This window comes from Brevundimonas aurantiaca (assembly GCF_904830995.1).
Taxonomy (GTDB): Bacteria; Pseudomonadota; Alphaproteobacteria; order Caulobacterales; family Caulobacteraceae; genus Brevundimonas; species Brevundimonas aurantiaca.
The window spans coordinates 1107052-1124771 of the sequence record NZ_CAJGVD010000001.1; the positions used below are offsets into that span (position 1 = coordinate 1107052).

The 17720-nt window shown below is 68.0% G+C and carries 19 protein-coding genes and 1 riboswitch; of the genes, 15 read left to right on the forward strand and 4 right to left on the reverse strand.

Translation table 11 applies throughout. From position 1 onward, the window contains the following. Window positions 1-5 precede the first annotated feature (5 nt). The 8 genes from JMT67_RS05500 (at window position 6) to JMT67_RS05535 (ending at window position 8043) form a co-directional block, all read left to right on the forward strand. Window positions 6-668: a Pr6Pr family membrane protein gene (locus JMT67_RS05500; protein ID WP_201462902.1), complete on the forward strand. Its 663-nt coding sequence runs from the start codon at window positions 6-8 to the stop codon at window positions 666-668. An 8-nt stretch (window positions 669-676) separates the two neighbouring features. Beyond that, complete coding sequence (locus tag JMT67_RS05505) at window positions 677-2206, forward strand: UbiD family decarboxylase (RefSeq protein WP_201462903.1); 1530 nt, start codon at window positions 677-679, stop codon at window positions 2204-2206. 33 nt (window positions 2207-2239) lie between these two features. Further along, window positions 2240-2854 carry a hypothetical protein gene (locus JMT67_RS05510; RefSeq protein ID WP_152950700.1) on the forward strand — a complete coding sequence of 205 codons (615 nt, stop codon included), beginning with the start codon at window positions 2240-2242 and terminating at the stop codon, window positions 2852-2854. A 90-nt stretch (window positions 2855-2944) separates the two neighbouring features. Next, a complete protein-coding gene (locus JMT67_RS05515) occupies window positions 2945-3553 on the forward strand; it encodes a hypothetical protein (RefSeq protein ID WP_201462904.1) in 609 nt (202 codons plus the stop codon). 47 nt (window positions 3554-3600) lie between these two features. After that, window positions 3601-5442, forward strand: coding sequence for a M14 family metallopeptidase (locus tag JMT67_RS05520; protein WP_407645719.1), 1842 nt, complete (start codon window positions 3601-3603; stop codon window positions 5440-5442). Between the two features lie 3 nt (window positions 5443-5445). Beyond that, on the forward strand, window positions 5446-5853 hold the full coding sequence (locus tag JMT67_RS05525; protein WP_054766237.1) for an MAPEG family protein: 408 nt from the start codon (window positions 5446-5448) through the stop codon (window positions 5851-5853). A 43-nt stretch (window positions 5854-5896) separates the two neighbouring features. Further along, window positions 5897-7252, forward strand: coding sequence for a TldD/PmbA family protein (locus JMT67_RS05530; protein ID WP_201462905.1), 1356 nt, complete (start codon window positions 5897-5899; stop codon window positions 7250-7252). Then, a complete protein-coding gene (locus tag JMT67_RS05535) occupies window positions 7249-8043 on the forward strand; it encodes a 3'(2'),5'-bisphosphate nucleotidase CysQ (RefSeq protein ID WP_201462906.1) in 795 nt (264 codons plus the stop codon). The genes JMT67_RS05530 and JMT67_RS05535 overlap by 4 nt, the downstream gene beginning before the upstream one ends. 3 nt (window positions 8044-8046) lie before the next feature. Here the strand turns inward: JMT67_RS05535 and JMT67_RS05540 are convergent, their stop codons facing one another. Further along, window positions 8047-8400 carry a hypothetical protein gene (locus tag JMT67_RS05540; RefSeq protein ID WP_201462907.1) on the reverse strand — a complete coding sequence of 118 codons (354 nt, stop codon included), beginning with the start codon at window positions 8398-8400 and terminating at the stop codon, window positions 8047-8049. 70 nt (window positions 8401-8470) lie between these two features. Between JMT67_RS05540 and JMT67_RS05545 the strand changes: the two genes are divergently transcribed. Both JMT67_RS05545 and JMT67_RS05550 read left to right on the forward strand, forming a co-directional pair. Further along, window positions 8471-8716 carry a DUF4170 domain-containing protein gene (locus tag JMT67_RS05545; protein ID WP_152950705.1) on the forward strand — a complete coding sequence of 82 codons (246 nt, stop codon included), beginning with the start codon at window positions 8471-8473 and terminating at the stop codon, window positions 8714-8716. A 52-nt stretch (window positions 8717-8768) separates the two neighbouring features. After that, window positions 8769-8984 carry a hypothetical protein gene (locus tag JMT67_RS05550; protein ID WP_054766242.1) on the forward strand — a complete coding sequence of 72 codons (216 nt, stop codon included), beginning with the start codon at window positions 8769-8771 and terminating at the stop codon, window positions 8982-8984. A gap of 12 nt (window positions 8985-8996) precedes the next feature. On the opposite strand, the gene JMT67_RS05555 is transcribed toward JMT67_RS05550, so the two are convergent. Both JMT67_RS05555 and JMT67_RS05560 read right to left on the reverse strand, forming a co-directional pair. Then, window positions 8997-9662, reverse strand: a complete 666-nt coding sequence (locus JMT67_RS05555; RefSeq protein ID WP_201462908.1) for a fused DSP-PTPase phosphatase/NAD kinase-like protein — start codon at window positions 9660-9662, stop codon at window positions 8997-8999. Between the two features lie 31 nt (window positions 9663-9693). Then, window positions 9694-10665 carry a DMT family transporter gene (locus tag JMT67_RS05560; protein ID WP_201462909.1) on the reverse strand — a complete coding sequence of 324 codons (972 nt, stop codon included), beginning with the start codon at window positions 10663-10665 and terminating at the stop codon, window positions 9694-9696. A 97-nt stretch (window positions 10666-10762) separates the two neighbouring features. Then, a riboswitch (FMN riboswitch) is annotated at window positions 10763-10906 on the reverse strand. A 95-nt stretch (window positions 10907-11001) separates the two neighbouring features. Here JMT67_RS05560 and JMT67_RS05565 point away from each other — a divergent pair. From JMT67_RS05565 to lpxK, 5 genes are read left to right on the forward strand one after another with little or no spacing between them, the layout of a single operon-like run. Further along, window positions 11002-11514 (forward strand): hypothetical protein, encoded by a 513-nt coding sequence (locus tag JMT67_RS05565; RefSeq protein WP_183214836.1) that lies wholly within the window; start codon window positions 11002-11004, stop codon window positions 11512-11514. 32 nt (window positions 11515-11546) lie between these two features. Continuing rightward, a complete protein-coding gene (locus JMT67_RS05570; protein WP_201462910.1) occupies window positions 11547-13370 on the forward strand; it encodes an ABC transporter ATP-binding protein in 1824 nt (607 codons plus the stop codon). After that, window positions 13367-14050 carry a lysophospholipid acyltransferase family protein gene (locus JMT67_RS05575; RefSeq protein WP_201462911.1) on the forward strand — a complete coding sequence of 228 codons (684 nt, stop codon included), beginning with the start codon at window positions 13367-13369 and terminating at the stop codon, window positions 14048-14050. Before JMT67_RS05570 ends, JMT67_RS05575 begins: the two co-directional genes overlap by 4 nt. After that, complete coding sequence (locus JMT67_RS05580; protein WP_201462912.1) at window positions 14047-15339, forward strand: 3-deoxy-D-manno-octulosonic acid transferase; 1293 nt, start codon at window positions 14047-14049, stop codon at window positions 15337-15339. The genes JMT67_RS05575 and JMT67_RS05580 overlap by 4 nt, the downstream gene beginning before the upstream one ends. Continuing rightward, window positions 15336-16352, forward strand: a complete 1017-nt coding sequence (lpxK, locus tag JMT67_RS05585; RefSeq protein WP_201463981.1) for a tetraacyldisaccharide 4'-kinase — start codon at window positions 15336-15338, stop codon at window positions 16350-16352. Before JMT67_RS05580 ends, lpxK begins: the two co-directional genes overlap by 4 nt. Here the strand turns inward: lpxK and JMT67_RS05590 are convergent. Further along, window positions 16337-17662: a metal-dependent hydrolase family protein gene (locus JMT67_RS05590; RefSeq protein ID WP_201462913.1), complete on the reverse strand. Its 1326-nt coding sequence runs from the start codon at window positions 17660-17662 to the stop codon at window positions 16337-16339. The two genes, lpxK and JMT67_RS05590, sit on opposite strands and share 16 nt — an antisense overlap. Window positions 17663-17720 lie beyond the last annotated feature (58 nt).

Below are 17720 nucleotides of genomic sequence, written 5' to 3' on the forward strand. Positions count from 1 at the left end.
CGCGCATGTTGCGGGAAAGAGATCGGCCGCGTCTGTGGCGCGCCGCCTTCGCCGTCATCGGCTGGGCGGCGCTGGCGTTGCAGTATCTGCTGATGGCGGGGCCGGCGGACGGCTGGGCGGTGGCGACGCGGACCGTCCAGTACTTCAGCTTCTTCACGATTCTGACCAATATACTGGTCGCCCTGGCCCTGACGGGGCCTTTGCTGAAACCGACATGGCCCCTGGCCCGCTGGACGGCGTCGCCGACCTTTCGCGCCGCCGTGACGACCTACATTCTGATCGTCGGGCTGGTGTATCATTTCATGATCGCCCCCTACTGGCGGCCGGAGGGGCTGACCTTGGCCGTCAATCTGGTGCTGCACTACCTCATGCCGGCCGCCTTCCTGCTGGACTGGCTTTGGTTCACGCCGAGGGGCGCGTTGCGGTGGATCGACCCGGTGAAGGCCCTCGGATTTCCGCTGATCTTCGGCGCATGGACCCTGGGTCACGGGCTCGCCACCCACTGGTGGCCCTATGGGTTCGTCAATGTTGACGCCCTGGGGCTGGGCCGGGTGCTGGCGACGTTCGGCGGGCTGCTGGTCTTTTTCCTGCTGGTCGGATCGGCGCTGGTCGGGATGGACCGGGTCTTAAGCCGAACGAGGCGTGACAGTTCGGCCCCGGCGCTTTAGGCGGAGCCATGGCCTATAAATCCCTGCGTGACTTCATCGACCAGTTGGAAGCCGACGGCGAGCTGGTGCGGGTGTCCGAACCCGTCTCCACCGTGCTGGAGATGACCGAGATCCAGACCCGGCTGCTGCGCAACGGCGGCCCGGCGGTGCTGTTCGAAAAGCCGGTCATGCCGGACGGGACCATAAGCCCCATCCCCTGCCTGGCCAATCTGTTCGGCACGGTGAAACGGGTCGCCATGGGGGTGACGCTGGAGGGCAAGAACCGCACGACGGCGGGCGAGCTGCGCGAGGTCGGGGAACTGCTGGCCTTCCTGAGAAATCCGACGCCGCCGCGGGGCTTAAGCGACGCCATGGAGATGCTGCCCCTGGCGCAGACCGTCATGTCGATGCGGCCCAAGACGGTGAAAAAGGCGCCGGTGCAGGAGGTGGTGCTGAAGGGCGACCAGATCGACCTGACCGCCCTGCCCGTCCAGACATGCTGGCCCGGCGAGCCGGCGCCCCTGATCACCTGGGGTCTGGTCGTGACCAAGGGGCCCAGCGAGGATCGCGAGGACGACTTCAACCTGGGCATCTATCGGATGCAGGTCCTGGGCAAGGACCGGGCGATCATGCGCTGGCTGGCCCATCGCGGCGGGGCCCAGCACTACGCCCGGCACAAGAAGGCGCGGCCCAAGGAGCCCCTGCCCTGCGCCGTCGTCCTGGGCGCCGATCCGGGGACCATCCTGGCGGCGGTGACGCCGGTGCCGGACACCCTGTCGGAATATCAGTTCGCGGGCCTGATGCGCGGCGCCAAGGCCGAGCTGGTCCCGTGCAAGACCGTGCCGTTGATGGTTCCGGCCCAGGCCGAAATCGTGCTGGAGGGCCACGTCCTGCTGGACGAGTTCGAGGACGAAGGCCCCTATGGCGACCATACCGGCTATTACAACTCGGTCGAAAAGTTCCCGGTCTTCAAGGTCAGCGCCGTCACCATGCGGCGGAACCCCATCTATCTGACCACCTTCACCGGACGGCCGCCGGACGAGCCCAGCGTGTTGGGCGAGGCGCTGAACGAGGTCTTCATTCCCCTGCTGCGCCAGCAGTTCCCCGAGATCGTCGACTTCTGGCTGCCGCCCGAGGGGTGCAGCTACCGGATCGCGGTGGTGTCGATGAAGAAGGCCTATCCGGGCCACGCCAAGCGGGTGATGCTGGGCGTCTGGAGCTATCTGCGCCAGTTCATGTACACCAAATGGGTCATCGTCGTGGACCACGACATCGACGCCCGCGACTGGAAGGACGTCATGTGGGCCATCTCGACCAAGATGGACCCGGCGCGCGACATCACCGTGATCGAGAACACCCCGATCGACTATCTGGATTTCGCCAGCCCCGAGAGCGGCCTGGGCTCCAAGATCGGCCTGGACGCCACGGACAAATGGCCGCCCGAGACCAAGCGCGAATGGGGCGAGGAGATCCGGATGGACCAGGCGGTGGTCGAAAGGATCGACGCCATCTGGGACACGCTAGGCCTGCCCGGCGACAAGACGTCGATCTGGAAATAGGGCGGAAGCCTTGATTCACGCCGAGGGGGCGATGTGAGCGCGTTCGAATTCTTCTTCAGCTTCTATGGGCTGATCCTGGGCCTGTCGGTGGCGGAACTGCTGGGCGGGTTCGCGCGGACGCTGAACCGTAATCCAAGGCCGCGCTTCGGCCTGTTGACGCCGCTGCTGGTGGTGTTCGCCGCATTGGATGTGACCACCTTCTGGTTCCAGGCCTGGATCATCTTCCGCCCCGCCCCGTTCAATCTGGCCCTTCTGATGCTGGGCCTGGTGATCGCAGGCCTGTTCTACATCTCGGCCACCCTGGTCTTTCCGCGTGACGAGGATCAGGTCGAGGATCTGGACGCCCATTTCTGGCGCAACAAGCGCACCATCCTTCTGCTTCTGCTGAGCGCCAATGTCATTGTCGCCAGCCTGATCGTCGGCGTCGCGGCCGCCCAGGGCGAACTGCATCTGGTGGCCAAGAGCTGGTTCTTCTGGTTCGGCGTGAGTCTGTTCACCGGTCTGACGCTGATCGCCGCCCTGGCGCGCCGCCCCTGGATCGTGAAGGCGGCGCTGATCGCGCTCTTGGCCTATTATGGCCTGAACATCAGCCGGGCTGCGGCGCCCCTGGTTGAAAAGGGCGGCTGGTCCCTGGTGGCGAAGGAATAGTCCGCCGATCGCGGATCGGCCGCCGAGGCGCGCTTGCCAAGACAAGCGCGATAACTCCATATCTGGGCGTGGCGTCAGATCGGGGGACAGGTGAGCGCGTTCGAATTCTATTTCAGTTTCTATGGCTTAGCGCTCGGGTTGTCGGTGGCGGTGATCGCCACGGGCCTGGCCACGGCGATCCAGCATCGCACGACCCTGCGCATCGGCTGGCTGACGCCCCTGTTGGCCCTGTTCGTCGGCCTGGACATCGCCACCTTCTGGGACGCCGCCTGGCACACCTTCCGCGACGCCCCGTTCAGCTACGGCATGCTGGTGATCGGCCTGGCGATCGCCATGGTCTATTTCATCGCGGCCTCCCTGGTCTTTCCGCACCAGATCGAAGACGGGATGGACCTGGACGATCATTTCTGGGGCAACAAGAGGATCGTGCTGATCCTGACCACCGTGGCCAATACGCTGATGGTGGCGGTCTCGATCTCTCAAATACTCGGCAAGCCGGGTGCGGCGATGCTGCTGATCAACTATGCGATCGCCTATCCCCTGTATCTGGTGCTGGTCGTTCCGGCGGCCCTGACCCGCAGCAGGCGGACCTTCGCCATCCTGCTGGGCCTGCACGTCGCCATCTATTTGATCTTGGCCTGCATGCCGGCGACCCTCGCCGTCCCCACCCCGGCCACGCCCGCCGCCGCCGCCGGCTGAGGCCCGCAGGCTTGCCATAAGGACCGGATCGGTCGAGGACTTCATCCATGCGTCACGCGCTTCTGTTCGCCGCCGTCGCGGCCCTAGTCTCGAGTCCCGCCATGTCCCAATCGCCGGGCCGTCCGCCCGTTCTTTCCAATATCGCGCCCTGGGACCAGCCCTTCCTGCCGCCCGCGCCGGCCTGGGACGGGGCGTCGAAGGCCCTGCTGCGCGATGCGAGCGATCCCTGGGTGACGCCGTTCGAGGCCGATCGGGGCCATGACTTTTCGCCGAACTATGTCGATACCCGCGCCTGGTTCGACCGACTGGACGCCGCCAGCGACCTGATCCGGATCGAACAGTTCGGCGTCTCGCCCGAGGGGCGGCCCATCTATGCGGTGATCGCCTCCAAGGACGGGGCGAACTTCGATCCGGCCAAGCCGGTGCTGATGATCCAGGCGGGCATCCATCCCGGCGAGATCGACGGCAAGGACGCGGGCATGATGGTGCTGCGCGACATCGCCTTTTACGGCAAGGACGCCCTGCTGGACCGGGTCAATCTGATCCTGATCCCGATCCTGAGCGTGGACGGGCATGAGCGCGCCGGCGCCTATTCCCGGCCGAACCAGCGCGGGCCGCGCATTCAGGGCTGGCGCAATACGGCGACCAACCAGAACCTGAACCGCGACTATCTGAAGCTGGATCAGGCCGAAATGCGGGCGGTGCGGGGCCTGATCCTGAAGTACCGGCCGGACCTCTATGTGGACGTCCACGTCACCGACGGCCTGGATTACCAGTACGACGTCACCTACGGCTTCAACGGCGAGGACGGATCGTTCAGCCGGTCCCCCAACAGCTCGGCCTGGCTGGATTCGGTGTTCAAGCCGGCGATGAACGCGGCCCTGGAGCGCCAAGGCCATATCCCCGGCGAACTGGTGTTCGGCATCGACGACGACGAACCGAAGAAGGGGCTGTCGGACGGCGGCCTGGGCGAACGCTACTCCAACGGCTGGGGCGCCGCAGCCCATGTGCCGACGATCTTGATCGAAAACCACAGTCTGAAACCGCACGAACAGCGGGTGCTGGGGACCTATGTCTTCATCGAGGAGGCGATGCGGCTGCTGGCCGATCAGGGCGCGGCGCTTAAGGCGGCGACCGATCAGGACCGGGCCCTGCGGCCGGCGCAGATCCTGGCGAATTTCGAGGCGGAAGAGACCCCCTCCTCCACTCGCCCGTTCAAGGGGATGCTGTACGAGATGTATCACAGCCCCGCCTCGGGTCGCGACGAGGTGCGTTGGCTTGGCCAGCCCGATCCCGAGCTGTGGCGAATGCCCTTCTACGGATCCAAGCCGACGCTGACCCTGAACCGCCCGACCGCCTATTGGGTGCCGAGCTATCGCACCGACATCATCGAGCGGCTGAAAATCCACGGCGTCGAGATGGAGACGCTGGCGGCGCCGCGCACGGTGAACCTGTCGATGCTGCGGCTGGTCGAGCCGAAACTGGCGACGCGGGCCAACGAGGGCCACGTCCAGGCCTCGGTGAAGACGGTCGAGGTAGAACGCCGCGACTGGACCTTCCCCACCGGCTCGGTGCGCGTGCCCACTGACCAGCCGCTGGGCGACGTCGTCGTTCTGCTGCTGGAGCCGCAGTCCAGCGAGAGCTTCTTCGCCTGGGGCCTGTTCCCCGAAGTCATGAGCCGGGTCGAATATATCGAGGCCTACGCCATCGCGCCCCTGGCCGAGAAGATGCTGGCGGCCGATCCGGCGCTGAAGGCCGAGTTCGAGGCCAAGCTGGCGGCCGAACCGGCGTTCGCGGCTGATCCGCAGGCGCGGCTGGCCTGGTTCTATAGGCGGACGCCCTTCTATGACGACCGCTATCTGCTCTATCCCGTCGGGCGCGAGGACTGATCCATGACCACCCCCATGATGTACGCCGTCCAGGCCGCCGCCCTGTGGAGCGGCCTGCTGATCCTGCTGCTCCTGGTTCTGTCGGGCATTGTGGTCAGCGGCCGCCGCAAACATATGGTGTCGCTGGGGGACGGCGGTATCGCGGACCTCGCGGCCGCCACCCGCGCCTTCGGCAATTGCGCCGAATACGCCGCGCCCGGCATGATCGCCATGCTGCTTCTGGCCGCCGTCGGAGCGCCCGCCTGGATGGTGCATGGCGTGGGGGCGACCCTGTTCGTGGGGCGCTCGGCCCATGCCCTGGGCCTTCTGTTCCAGACGGGGCCCTCGCTGGGTCGGGTGATCGGCATGCTGCTGACCTGGGTCGCCCTGCTGACGGCGGCGGTCGGATTGATCGCCTTCGCCGTGGTGTGAGGCGCGAGGTTGCGACGCAGCAAAGGGTCCGCCATATCGGGGCATGACTGAAGCCCGCGACGCCTCCGCCTCCGCCGATCTTTTGCATGACATCGTCCAGGCCGCGCTGAAAGCCGGCGCGGACGCCGCCGAGGCGGTCAGCGCCGACCGAAGCGCCCTGTCGGTCGGGGTGCGCAATGGAAGGCTGGAGGACGTCGAACGCGAAGAGTCGCGCGATCTGGGCCTGCGGGTCTTCGTCGGACAGCGGCAGGCCTCGGTTTCCGCCTCGGACCTGTCGCCGGCGACTCGCACACGTTTGGTCGAACGCGCGGTGGCCATGGCGCGGCTGGCGCCGGAAGACCCCCACGCCGGTCTGGCGCCGCAGGATCGGCTGGCGCAGGCGCCCTTCGCCGAACTGGACCTGTTCGATCCCAGCGAACGCAGTGCGGAAGCGCTGGAGCAGGCCGCCGCCGAGGCAGAGGCCGCGGCTTTGGCCGTGAAGGGCGTCGCCCGGTCCGAGGGCGGACATGCGTCCTGGTCGTCCAGCCGCTGGCGACTGGTGACCTCGCATGGATTCGACGGGGACTATCAGGGCTCGGCCTTCTCCCTGGGCGTCGGAGTGATCGCCGAGAAGGACGGAGCGATGGAGCGCGGCGGCGAGAGCCGCTCGACCCGGCATCTGTCGGACCTGCCGGGCGCCGAGATCATCGGGCGGACGGCGGGCCAACGCGCCGCAGCCCGAACCGGGGCGCGCAAGATCGCCTCGACCACCGCCCCCGTCATCTTCGACAACCGCATGGCCGGCCAGATCGTCTCCCCGGCGATCGGCGCCGTTTCGGGGCCGTCGATCGCGCGCGGCACCTCCTTCCTGAAGGACCGGATGGGCCAGAGGGTGTTCGCCGAAGGCGTGACCCTGATCGACGATCCATTCCGGCCGCGCGGCCTGGGATCGACCCCGTTCGACGATGAAGGGGTCGTGGTCGAGCGCCGCGCCCTGTTCGACGACGGTGTGCTGACCACCTGGCTGCTGAACAGCGCCTCGGCCCGGCAGTTGGGGCTGGAGTCCACCGGCCACGCCTCGCGCGGCCTGGCGGGATCGGCGGGGGTTTCGACCCACAATCTGCACATGGAGCCGGGCGAGCGCGACCTGGCCGGGCTGATGGCCGACGCCGGGACCGGGCTTCTGGTCACCTCCATGTTCGGGCCGTCGCTGAACGGAAACACCGGCGACTGGTCCGCCGGGGTGTCGGGCTTCTGGTTCGAGAACGGCGCGATCGCCTATCCTGTCAATGAGGTGACGGTGGCGGGCAAGCTGCCCGACCTCTATCTGCGGCTGGTCCGGGGCTCGGACCTGGAGTTCCGGGGCAGTTTCAACGTGCCGAGCCTGATGTTCGACGCGGTGGCCATAGCGGGCAAATGACGGAGCTGGACGCCGACCTCGAACTGATCCGCCAGGCGGCGATCGACGCCGGGGCCCTGGCCGTCGCCGAACGCGAGGCGGGGCTGAAGATCGAGTCAAAGGCGGGCGGCTCCCCCGTGACCAGCGGCGACCTGGCGGTGGACGCCATGCTGAAGGACCGTCTGTTGGCCGCCCGGCCTGACTATGGCTGGCTGTCGGAGGAGACGGCGGATTCGCCGGACCGCCTGTCGAGGCGACGGATCTTCGTGGTGGACCCGGTGGACGGCACGGTGGCCTATATGAAGCGCCAACCCTGGTGGTGCACGCCGATCGCCGTGGTCGAGGACGGCCAGGTCGTCGCCGCCGTCATCCATGCGCCGGAGGTTCAGGAAACCTATGCGGCGGTTCGGAACGGCGGCGCCTGGCGCAACGGCGCCCCGGTGCGGGCCTCGGACGTGGACACGCTGGACGACGCCTCGGTGCTGGGCGACGCCCGGATGATCGAGGGGCCGCACTGGGACGAGCCCTGGCCGCCGCTGCGGTTTTCCAAGCGCAACGCCCTGGCCTATCGGATGGCTCTGGTAGCGGCCGGCGCCTTCGACGCCGCCCTGGCCCTGACGCCGAAATGGGATTGGGACGTGGCGGCGGGCAGTCTGATCGCCGAAGAGGCGGGAGCGCGCGTCACCGACCACCACGGCCGCCCCTGGCGGTTCAACCGGGCCGATCCACGCCAGGCCAGTCTGGTCTGCGCCGCCCCGGCCCTGCATCCGCTGATCATACGGCGCTGTAAAAACGTGCCGCTTTCGACCTGAAACCTAGGCGGCCGGCTCTTCATGCAGGTCGAGCCGACGCTGAATACGGCCCACATCGTCTCGCATTCGGTCCAGAGACACCTGGAGGCGAGCGTCAGTCTCCGCCAACCCGGCGATATCGCGCCGCACGGACGTCAGCCCGATTTCGACGCCGGAGACTCGTTCCTTCAACTCACGCAGATCAAGCGCCAGCGTATCGATCTTGGCGTCGATCCGCCGCAGGAACACCAGCGTCAGATTTTCCGGATCACTGCTCATGACCGCATAATGCCCCAAGCTGCGATGACGGGCAAACGGGAGCGCGGCTGTAAAAACGTGCCGCTTTCGGCTTAAGGCAGGGTCTGAAAACCCCGTCATACATTGATCCTTAGGCGTTCTCGGCCTATGCCCCGGCCAAAGCCCCACCCGAGCCTTTCAAGGACATCCGATGGTCGACCAATCCTCCGTCCCCACGCAACTGCTGCACCTAGTCATCGGCGGCGAACTGCGCCACCCGAAGGAGCCCGTCTTCCGCGACCTGTCCCAGGTCGAGTTCGTCGGCGCCTACGGCAGCTATGACGAAGCCAAGAAGGCCTGGAAGGCGCGCGCCCAGGCGACCGTGGACAATGCCCATATGCGCTATTTCATCCTGCACGCCCACAAGCTGATCGACCCGCGCGGCGACGCGGCCTGAGTGCGACCTCAGGGAGCGGGAACCCGTTCCCTGACACGGACGCTGAACGACCGTGATCAACCTGGAACCCCAACAGATTTTTCAACTGGTCAGCCTGCTGGCTGTCCTGGCCCTGTTCAGCTTTTCGCTGCGGGGCCACATCGGCTATGCGCGCTGGTTCAAGCGGTGGGAGGCCGAACGCAAGGCGCGACGGGACGCCGAACTGGCCGCCGAGGCGCGCCAGGCCGGCGAAGACGACGAAAGACCGAAGACCGGCCCCTGGGGCTGACGGTGTCGGCCCCTACTCCCGCCTCAGCAGCTTTTCGGTCAACAGCGTGCCCCACCACCCGGCCTTGAACTCGGCGCGGATGGCCTTGGGATCGTAGTCGGGACTGTCCACCCAGTCGATGAAGCTGACGCCCTGCGGCTCGACCTCCTTGACGTACTTCTCCAGCGTAAAGTCCAGAACGCCGGTCAGCCCTTCGCGCGAGTGCAGATATTTCTTCGACAACTGCTTCATGGCGACCGATATGGGCTCGCCCAGATGAAAGTGGCGATAGAAGACCGCCATCATCCCGGCCCGGTCCGCGCCGGACTTGCAGTGGATCAGGACCGGATAGTCGATGGTCTTGAATAGGTCGCGCGCCCGGTGAATGCGATCCCTCTGGGGCGGGTCGCGCGAATCCAGTGGCGCGTCGATCAAGGTCAGGCCCAAGCGGTCACAGGCCTCCTTCTCCAGCCAGTAATAGCCCTCGTCCCGCTCGCCCCGCAGATTGATGACGGTCCTGACGCCCTTGGACTTCCAATAGGCCAGTTGGCGCGGCGACGGCTGGTTGGTGCGGACAAGGTCCGGCCCCAGCCAGTGGGCGTTGGAGAAGACCAGGCGCAGAAAGGCGTGATCCGCCCAGAAATAATGCCAATGGGCCCGGAAACGGCCCATTGCGGTCGAAAGGTCAAAGCGCGCCATGGCCGCCAGATAGCGATCCGGGGCCGCCGCGTCATCCTCCGCTTGCGACCGGGGCCGTCGCCGCCCCGTCTTGCGGCCTCCGCCCCTCGATCCAGAAGATGAACATCGAGGCTCCGACGATCAGGGCGGCGCCGGGCCAGAACCAGATCGAGGGCGTCTGACCCAGCAGAAGCCAGCCGACCAGGCCGGCCAGCGGCGCCTTGAGATCCGCGAAGGGCTGCAGATAGGCGGCGTCGGCCATCCGGTAGGCGAAGGCCAGCAGATATTGCGCCGCCGCCGTCAGCCCCCCCAGAGCCAGCAACAGAAGCAGGCCTGCGCCCTGAGGCAGGGCGAAGGGCAGGTCCGTCGCCACCCCGGCCGGCAAGGCGAAGGCGAAGGCGTTCGCCAGCAACAGAAGCGCCAGATGGTTGGGCGTGATCAGGACCAGCAGGGAGAGGGTCAGGGTTTCGGGCGTCTCCTCCCTCGCCAGCCAGCGGGTCATCACATCGGTGACGGCCCATAAGGCGGCGGCCAGGACCGGGGTCAGGGCGGCCCACCCCAGGCTTTCGGACCCGACCCCCGAAACGATCACGGCGCCGAGAAAGCCGACCATGGCCGCGACGATCCGGGGGCTCGACACCCGCTCGCCCAGACACAGGGTCGAGCCGATGATGACGAACAGGGGGCCGGTCGCCAGCAGGGTCACCATCTGCCAGATCGGCACGCCCGAGGCGAAGCCGTAGACGAAGACATGGACGCCCAGGGCCGAGGCGAAGGCGCGGATCAGATGGGCCAGAGGACGGCGCGTCCTCAGCCTGTTCAGGCCGATCCGCAGAACGATGGGCAGCATCAGGACCGAGGCGATCAGATACTGCCAGAAGGCCATTCCGGTCGAACTCATGCCGAACCGTTGGGGCAAAAGGGATTGCAGGATATTGCCGCAGGCGAAGACGAGACTGGCCGACAGCATCAACAGCGCCCCCAAGGCGGGGGCGCGAAGCGAAGACGAGGAAATCTGGTTCAATTGGTCGTCCTTTCCGTAACCAGTTTTCCAGGGTTACGGGCGACGACGCGCCGCGCCCGCCGCTCAGCAAGAGCGACGCACGCCGCGAGGCGTTGGGTCCCGTTCTCTTTCATCCGGACTATACCGTCGGCCCCGGAATCGCACCGGATCTGCTGACCTCCCCAAGCGGGGGGAGCGCTCGCGGGCTTGGCGTCGCCGCCTTACCGCCGGTGGGGAATCGCACCCCGCCCTGAGAACACCGCAGGCGAACCTGCCGGCCCTACTTAGAAAGGGGCCGCTTGATCTTCAACCACCTGGGCGTTCAGACATCCAAGCTCCTCACCCCGAAAGGCCGCCATGAAGATCTTCGCCGCCGTCATCGCCGTCGCCTTGCCGGGCGGCGCCGTCGCCCAGAGCACGCCGCCTGAAGACCCGTCCCTGATCGCCTATCTGCAACAGCGCGCCGGCGAGGCGGCGGACACGACCCGCTACACCGCCGCCCTCACCCCCGACGGCAAGACGGCTTTGGTCTATCTGACCGGACCGACCTGGTGCGGATCGGGCGGATGCCGCCTGCTGGTTCTGGACCGCGACGGGTCCTCCTATCGCTCGGTCGGCGAGATCAGCGTGGCCCGCGCGCCCATTCGTCTTCTGGAACGCGAGGATCACGGCCGGCGCGCTCTGGGCGTGCAAGTGGCGGGCGGCGGGATCATCCAGGGCTATGAGGCCGCCGTGCCGTTCGACGGGCGACGCTACGCCTCCAATCCGACCGTCCCCCCGGCGATGAGGATCGATGATGCCCCGGGCGAAACCCTGATCCGGGCCGACGAGGCGGGGCGTCCGCTGACGCCGGCGCCTGACAAGCCTTGACTTGAGGGGCGGCTCAGACGACCGAAGGGCCGATGAGCGAGCCCGCCCCCTCCATGCCCCTGCGCGCCCTGCTGGCGCGGATCTGGCGAGACTATCTGAGCAGCCGCAAGGGATCATTGATCCTGTCGATCCTGTGCGCCGCCACGACAGGTCTGCTGACGGCGGCCCTGCTGAAGCTGCTGGAGCCGGCGGTGAACGGCCTGTTCCTCGGCGGCGACCAGCCGATCGTCCTGTTCGGCCGTTTCCGCTTCCCGGCGGACGAGGCCCTGATCGTCATCCCCGCCGCCATTCTGACGGTGGCGGTGGTGCGGACCCTGGCGGCCCTGGGGCAGGCCGCCCTGGTCAATCGACTGGGCCATACGATCGTCGGCGACATCCAGATCCGCCTGTTCGGCGCCATGATCCGCGCCGATCTGGCCCGACTGCGCAGCCAGCATTCGGGCGGCTTCGTCTCCTCGGTCCTGTTCGACGCCAATCTGGTGCGCGAGGCCTTCACCTCGGGCGTGGTCAACTACACCCAGAACCTGCTGACCCTGATCGCGGTGCTGATCTATATGGGGATCATTGATTGGCAGCTGACCATGGTGGTCCTGCTGGGCGTGCCCCTGGTGGCCCTGGTGCTGCGCCGGTTCGGGCGAAGGACGCGCAAGGCCGCCGTCGGCGCCATGGCCGAGACCGAGAACCTGTCCACCGCCCTGATGGAGAATCTGGACGGGGTTCGCCTGATCAAGATCGAGAACCGCGAGGCGGCCGAGCAGGATCGCGTGGCCGAGGTGGTGGCCCGTCGCCAGCGCCACGTCATCAAGGGCGCCAACGCCCGCGCCTTCGCCGGCCCGTCCAGCGATCTGGTCGCCTATGTCGTCGTCGCCGCCGTCATGGCCTATGCCGGATGGCGGGCCCAGTCGGGCGAGATGACGGTGGGCGGGTTCGCCGCCTTCATCGGCCTGTTGCTGGCGGCCGGCCAGTCGCTGCGCCAGGTCACGAACCTGGCCACGGTGATGAGCGAAGGCTTCACCGCCGCGCGTCGCCTGTTCGCCGCCCTGGACATCGAGCCGGAAATCCGTGAGGCGGCCGACGCCGAGACCCTGCCGTCCGGCCCGGTCGAGGTGGCGCTGGATCAGGTGTCCTTCGCCTATGCGGGGACGGACGCCCCGACCCTGGACGCCGTCTCCCTGCGGGTCGCGCCGGGCGAGACGGTCGCCCTGGTCGGCCCCTCCGGCGGCGGCAAGAGCACCATCCTCAGCCTGTTGCCGCGCTTCTATGACGTCACGGCCGGGGCGGTGCGGCTGAACGGGATGGATATCCGTCAGGTGCGGATCAGCGATCTGCGCGACCACATCGCCCTCGTGACCCAGGAGCCCTTCCTGTTCGACGAAACCATCGCCGCCAACATCGCCTATGGCCGGCCGGGCGCGACGCAAGCCCAGATCGAGGACGCCGCGCGGTCCGCCGCCGCCCATGACTTCATCACGGGCCTGCCGGACGGTTACGCCACCCGTGCGGGCGAGGCGGGCCTGCGCCTTTCGGGAGGGCAGCGCCAGCGGATCGCCATCGCCCGCGCCTTTCTGAAGGACGCGCCGATCCTGCTGCTGGACGAGGCGACCAGCGCCCTGGACACCGAGAGCGAGGCCCTGGTCCAGGCGGCGCTGGAGCGGTTGATGGAGGGGCGCGCCACCCTGATGATCGCCCACCGCCTGTCCACCGTCAGGAACGCCGACCGCATCTATGTGATCGAGGCCGGGCGGGTGGTCGAGGAAGGGACGCATGACGCCCTGGTGGCCCGTGGCGGACTCTACGCCCGCCTGGCCCGGCAACAGTCGCTGGACGGAACCCCGGCGGTCGAGGCCGTCGCGTGAGGCCGCTGCGCAATCCGATCATCCAGTCCGCCCTGGCCTGGACCCTGGCCAGATGGATGCAGGTCTGTTTCGCCACCATCCGCTGGACCCATGAGAATCAGCAGGCGGCCGAGGCTGTCTGGGCGCAGGGCGGCGGGGTTCTGTGCGTCTTCTGGCATTCGCGCATTGGCCTGTCGCCCGCCTGCTGGCCGCTGGACCGAGCCCAGCCGGCCAAGGCCCTGATCTCTCTGTCGGCCGACGGGGAGTTCATCGCCAAGGCGGTGGCGCGCCAGGGCTTTCCCGCCGTGCGCGGCTCATCGGCCAATAAGGACAAGGCGCAGAAGGCCAAGGGCGGCTCCCAGGCCCTGCGCGACGGGCTGAAGCAGCTCAAGGTCGGCGCCCTGGCCATCACCCCGGACGGCCCGCGCGGCCCGGTCAACATCATGGCCGAGGGCCTGCCGCTGATGGCGAAACTGTCCGGCGCCCCTGTCCTGTTCATCGGCCTGTCCTGCAATCCGGCGATCCGGCTGAACAGCTGGGATCGAGCGGTCCTGCCCCTGCCGTTCGGCAAGGGCGCCATTGTCTGGGATCGGGCCGACTATCCCGAGGGAGCCGACATGGCCCAGGTGACGCGCGACTGGACGGCGCGGCTGAATGCGGTCGAGGCGCGGGCGGATGCGATCACGGGTTTGAAGCCGTGACGCCCCTGCCCCTGCTGGCCTATCGGCTGCTGACCCGCGCCCTGGAGCCCCTGGCGCCGCGCCTGCTGGACGCCCGCGCCGCAAGAGGCAAGGAGGACCCCGCCCGTGTCGATGAACGGATGGGCTTTACCCGGATCGAACGGCCCGAGGGCGACCTGGTCTGGCTGCACGGCGTCAGCGTGGGCGAGACCCTGTCCCTGCTGCCCCTGGTCGAACGGTTCGTAAAGGCGCGGCCGGACCTGACGGTTCTGGTGACGTCGGGCACGGTGACGTCCGCGCGGATTCTTGAGGACCGGCTGCCGAAGGGGGTGATCCACCAATATGCGCCGGTGGACGGACCGGGCGCGGTCGGCCGTTTCCTGGATCACTGGCGGCCTGGGCTGGCGGTCTTCGTCGAGAGCGAACTATGGCCCAATCTGCTGCTGGAGGCCCACCGGCGCGGGGTGAAGCTGGCCCTGGTCAGCGCCCGCATCACCGAAAAGACGGTCGAGGGCTGGAGCCGGTTTCCCGCCTCGGCGCAGGCGGTGACGCGCGCCTTCGACCTGGTCCTGCCCCAGGACGCCGCTTCCGCCGAACGGCTGGAGCGAATGGGCGCCCGCATCGACGACCTGGTCAATCTGAAGCTGGCGGGCGAGCCCCTGCCCCATGATACGGCCGCCTTCAGCCGTCTGAGCGCCGCCATCGGCGACCGGCCGGTCATCGTCGCCGCCAGCACCCATGAGGGCGAGGAGATCGCCATCGTCCGCGCCCTGGACAAGCTGAGCGAGCGCGTCTGCCTGATCCTGCTGCCGCGCCACCCTGAGCGCGGCCCCTTGATCGCAGAGGCCCTGCACCGGGACGGCGCGGCCTTCGCCATGCGGTCGCGGGGCGAGACCATCGGGCGCGACACGGACGTCTATCTGGCCGACACCTTGAACGAGATGGGCCTGTTCCTGCGTCTGGCCGATGTGGTGGTGATGGGCGGCTCCTTCGCCCCCGCCCTGGGCTTGCCGGCGGTCGGCGGTCACAATCCGCTGGAGCCCGCGCGGCTGGGGCGGCCCGTCGTGACGGGACCGGACGCCTCCAACTGGGCCAGCGTGACGGCGGCCCTGGCCCAGTCGGGCGGGCTGATCCCCGTCCAGGCGCCTTGGGACCTGCCCCAGGCGATAGGCCCCCTGTTGGCCGATCCGGCGGCGGCAAAGGCCATGGGCGAGCGCGCCCGCCGCGCGGCGGCGGAGGCGGGCGGGGATCTGGAGCGGCTATGGTCCTGGCTCGCTCCGCTCACGCCGCAGAAGAGACCCCGGCGATGAAGCTGAACACGCCCCGCTGGTGGTATGTGCGCGACCGCGATCACGCCCGGATGACGCGCACCCTGTTGAAGCCGCTGGGCTGGATCTGGGCTGGGGTGACGGCGCGGCGCATCGCGCGCACCGTTCCCCTTGATCCCGGCTGCGCGGTGATTTCGGTCGGCAATCTGACGGTCGGCGGATCGGGCAAAACGCCGGTTGCGCGCGAGGCGCTGCGGCTGCTGCGCGCGGCGGGGGTGGAGGCCCGGGGCCTGTCGCGCGGCTATGGCGGGCGGCTGGAAGGGCCGGTCCGCGTCGATCCCGCCTTGCATACGGCCGAGGACGTCGGCGACGAACCCCTGATGCTGACCAGGGACGCGCCGGTCTGGATTTCACGAGATCGGGTCGCCGGCGCCGAGGCGGCCGTTACGGACGGGGCCGACGCCCTGGTGCTGGACGACGGACACCAGAACCCCGCCTTGAAGAAGACCGTCAGCCTGATCGTCGTGGATGGAGAGACCCGCGGCGACGAATGGCCGTTCGGGGACGGCTCGGTATTTCCGTCCGGCCCGATGCGCGAGCCTTTGAAAGCGGGGCTGGCGCGCGCCGACGCCGTTGTGGTGATGCTGCCGACCGATCTGGAGACAGCCGATCCTGAACTGCTGGCGGTCTTCGAGGGTCTGCCGATCTATCTCGCGAGACTGACGCCGCAGGGTCCGCCCCCGACCGGCCCACAGGTCGGCTTCGCCGGCATCGCCAAGCCGTGGAAGGTCGAGCGGTCGCTGAAGGCGGCGGGCTGCGATCTGGTCGACTTCGTCCCGTTCCCTGACCATGCGGCCTACAGCGACAAGGATATGGCGTTCTTGAAAGATCGGGCGGCGGTCTTTCGGGCCGGCCTTGTCACCACAGAAAAGGACTGGGTGCGGCTGACGCCCGATCAGCGCGCGCATGTGACCGCCTGGCCGGTCGTCGCCCGGTTTGAGGATGAGGCCGGCTTCGCCGCCTTCCTGACCCAGGCTGTTCAGTCGGCGCGGTAGACCACGCCGCCCTTCATTACGAACCTCATCCGCTCCAGCTCGGTGACGTCGCTCAGGGGATCGCCGGAGACGGCGACGATGTCGGCCGGCATGCCCGGCGCGATCCGCCCGGCCTCGCTGGAGATGCGCAGATGTTCGGCGGCGCCGACGGTGGCGGCCTGGACGGCCTCCAGCGGAGTCAGGCCGGCGCGGACCAAGAGGGCGAACTCCTTGGCGTTGTCGCCGTGGGCGGAGACGCCGCTGTCGGTGCCGAAGGCGATTTTGACGCCGCCCTGGTGGGCGCGGCGCGCCATCTCCAGCATCTTCGGCCCCGCCTCCAGCGCCTTGGCGGTCTGGGCGGGAGTGAAGAAATTGTCTGGCCCGGAGGCGACGCGCGCGACGAAATCCCCCGCCAGCAGGGTCGGCACGAGCCAGGCGCCGTTCTGCTTGAACAGGCGGATCGACTGGTCGTCCAGATAGGTGCCGTGTTCGATGGAATCGCCGCCGGCGCGCAGGAAGGCGTTGATGCCGTCGACGCCGTGAGCGTGAGCCGTGACCTGGCGGCCCATCCGGTGAGCGCTTTCAACGATGGCGGTCAGTTCGGGATCACTGAACTGCTGGTTCAGACCGGCGGCGGTGTTGGACAGGACCCCGCCGGTGGCCGTGATCTTGATGATGTCGGCGCCGGCGCGGATCTGGGTGCGGACCGCGCGCATACAGTCTTCCGGTCCCGAACAGACGCTTTCGGGCGACAGCAGGTGCAGGACGTCGGCGCGGAAGCCGTTGGCGTCGCCGTGGCCGCCGTGAACCGACACGGCCGAGCCCGCTGCAATGATGCGCGGCCCCGGCACGTCGCCCGCCTTCACCGCCTCGCGCAGGGCGAAGATCGCTTCGTTGTCGGCCCCGAGATCGGCGACGGTGGTGAAGCCCGCCATCAGGGTGCGGCGCGCATAGCGGGCGCCGACCATGGCCTGGGCGGCCTCTGACTGGGTCACCTCCTCCAGCCGCGAATTGGGGTTTTGCTGGCCGGTCAGGTGGACGTGGCTGTCGATCAGCCCCGGCAAAACGAAGGAGTCCCGCAGGTCGATGACCCGGCCCTGCGCCGGATCGCCGACGAAGCCGTCGCGAATATCGACGACTTGGTTCCCGCTGATCACGAGAGTTTTACTGCGCTGCACAACGCTGTTCGACGGATCCGCCAGCAGCCGCCCCACCTCGACGAAGGTGACCACAGGGGGTCCGGAAAGTCCAACCCCTGCGGGGGTTTGCTGAGCCGCCGCCGCCGAAGCGGACGCCAGCAGCACCGACAAAGCCAGGATCAAACGCTTCATTGATCGCCCTCCCGCGACGCCTCGCCGCAAAATCGCCCCACAAGGCTCAGGTTGCCTC

Bases quoted from the DNA above. Each gene is read 5' to 3' on its own strand.
- JMT67_RS05500 (WP_201462902.1), top strand. From the start codon at position 6: ATGTTGCGGGAAAGAGATCGGCCGCGTCTGTGGCGCGCCGCCTTCGCC.
- JMT67_RS05505 (WP_201462903.1), top strand. From the start codon at position 677: ATGGCCTATAAATCCCTGCGTGACTTCATCGACCAGTTGGAAGCCGAC.
- JMT67_RS05520 (WP_407645719.1), top strand. From the start codon at position 3,601: ATGCGTCACGCGCTTCTGTTCGCCGCCGTCGCGGCCCTAGTCTCGAGT.
- JMT67_RS05525 (WP_054766237.1), top strand. From the start codon at position 5,446: ATGACCACCCCCATGATGTACGCCGTCCAGGCCGCCGCCCTGTGGAGC.
- JMT67_RS05530 (WP_201462905.1), top strand. From the start codon at position 5,897: ATGACTGAAGCCCGCGACGCCTCCGCCTCCGCCGATCTTTTGCATGAC.
- JMT67_RS05535 (WP_201462906.1), top strand. From the start codon at position 7,249: ATGACGGAGCTGGACGCCGACCTCGAACTGATCCGCCAGGCGGCGATC.
- JMT67_RS05540 (WP_201462907.1), bottom strand. From the start codon at position 8,400: ATGACGGGGTTTTCAGACCCTGCCTTAAGCCGAAAGCGGCACGTTTTT.
- JMT67_RS05545 (WP_152950705.1), top strand. From the start codon at position 8,471: ATGGTCGACCAATCCTCCGTCCCCACGCAACTGCTGCACCTAGTCATC.
- JMT67_RS05555 (WP_201462908.1), bottom strand. From the start codon at position 9,662: ATGGCGCGCTTTGACCTTTCGACCGCAATGGGCCGTTTCCGGGCCCAT.
- JMT67_RS05565 (WP_183214836.1), top strand. From the start codon at position 11,002: ATGAAGATCTTCGCCGCCGTCATCGCCGTCGCCTTGCCGGGCGGCGCC.
- JMT67_RS05570 (WP_201462910.1), top strand. From the start codon at position 11,547: ATGAGCGAGCCCGCCCCCTCCATGCCCCTGCGCGCCCTGCTGGCGCGG.
- lpxK (WP_201463981.1), top strand. From the start codon at position 15,336: ATGAAGCTGAACACGCCCCGCTGGTGGTATGTGCGCGACCGCGATCAC.
- JMT67_RS05590 (WP_201462913.1), bottom strand. From the start codon at position 17,662: ATGAAGCGTTTGATCCTGGCTTTGTCGGTGCTGCTGGCGTCCGCTTCG.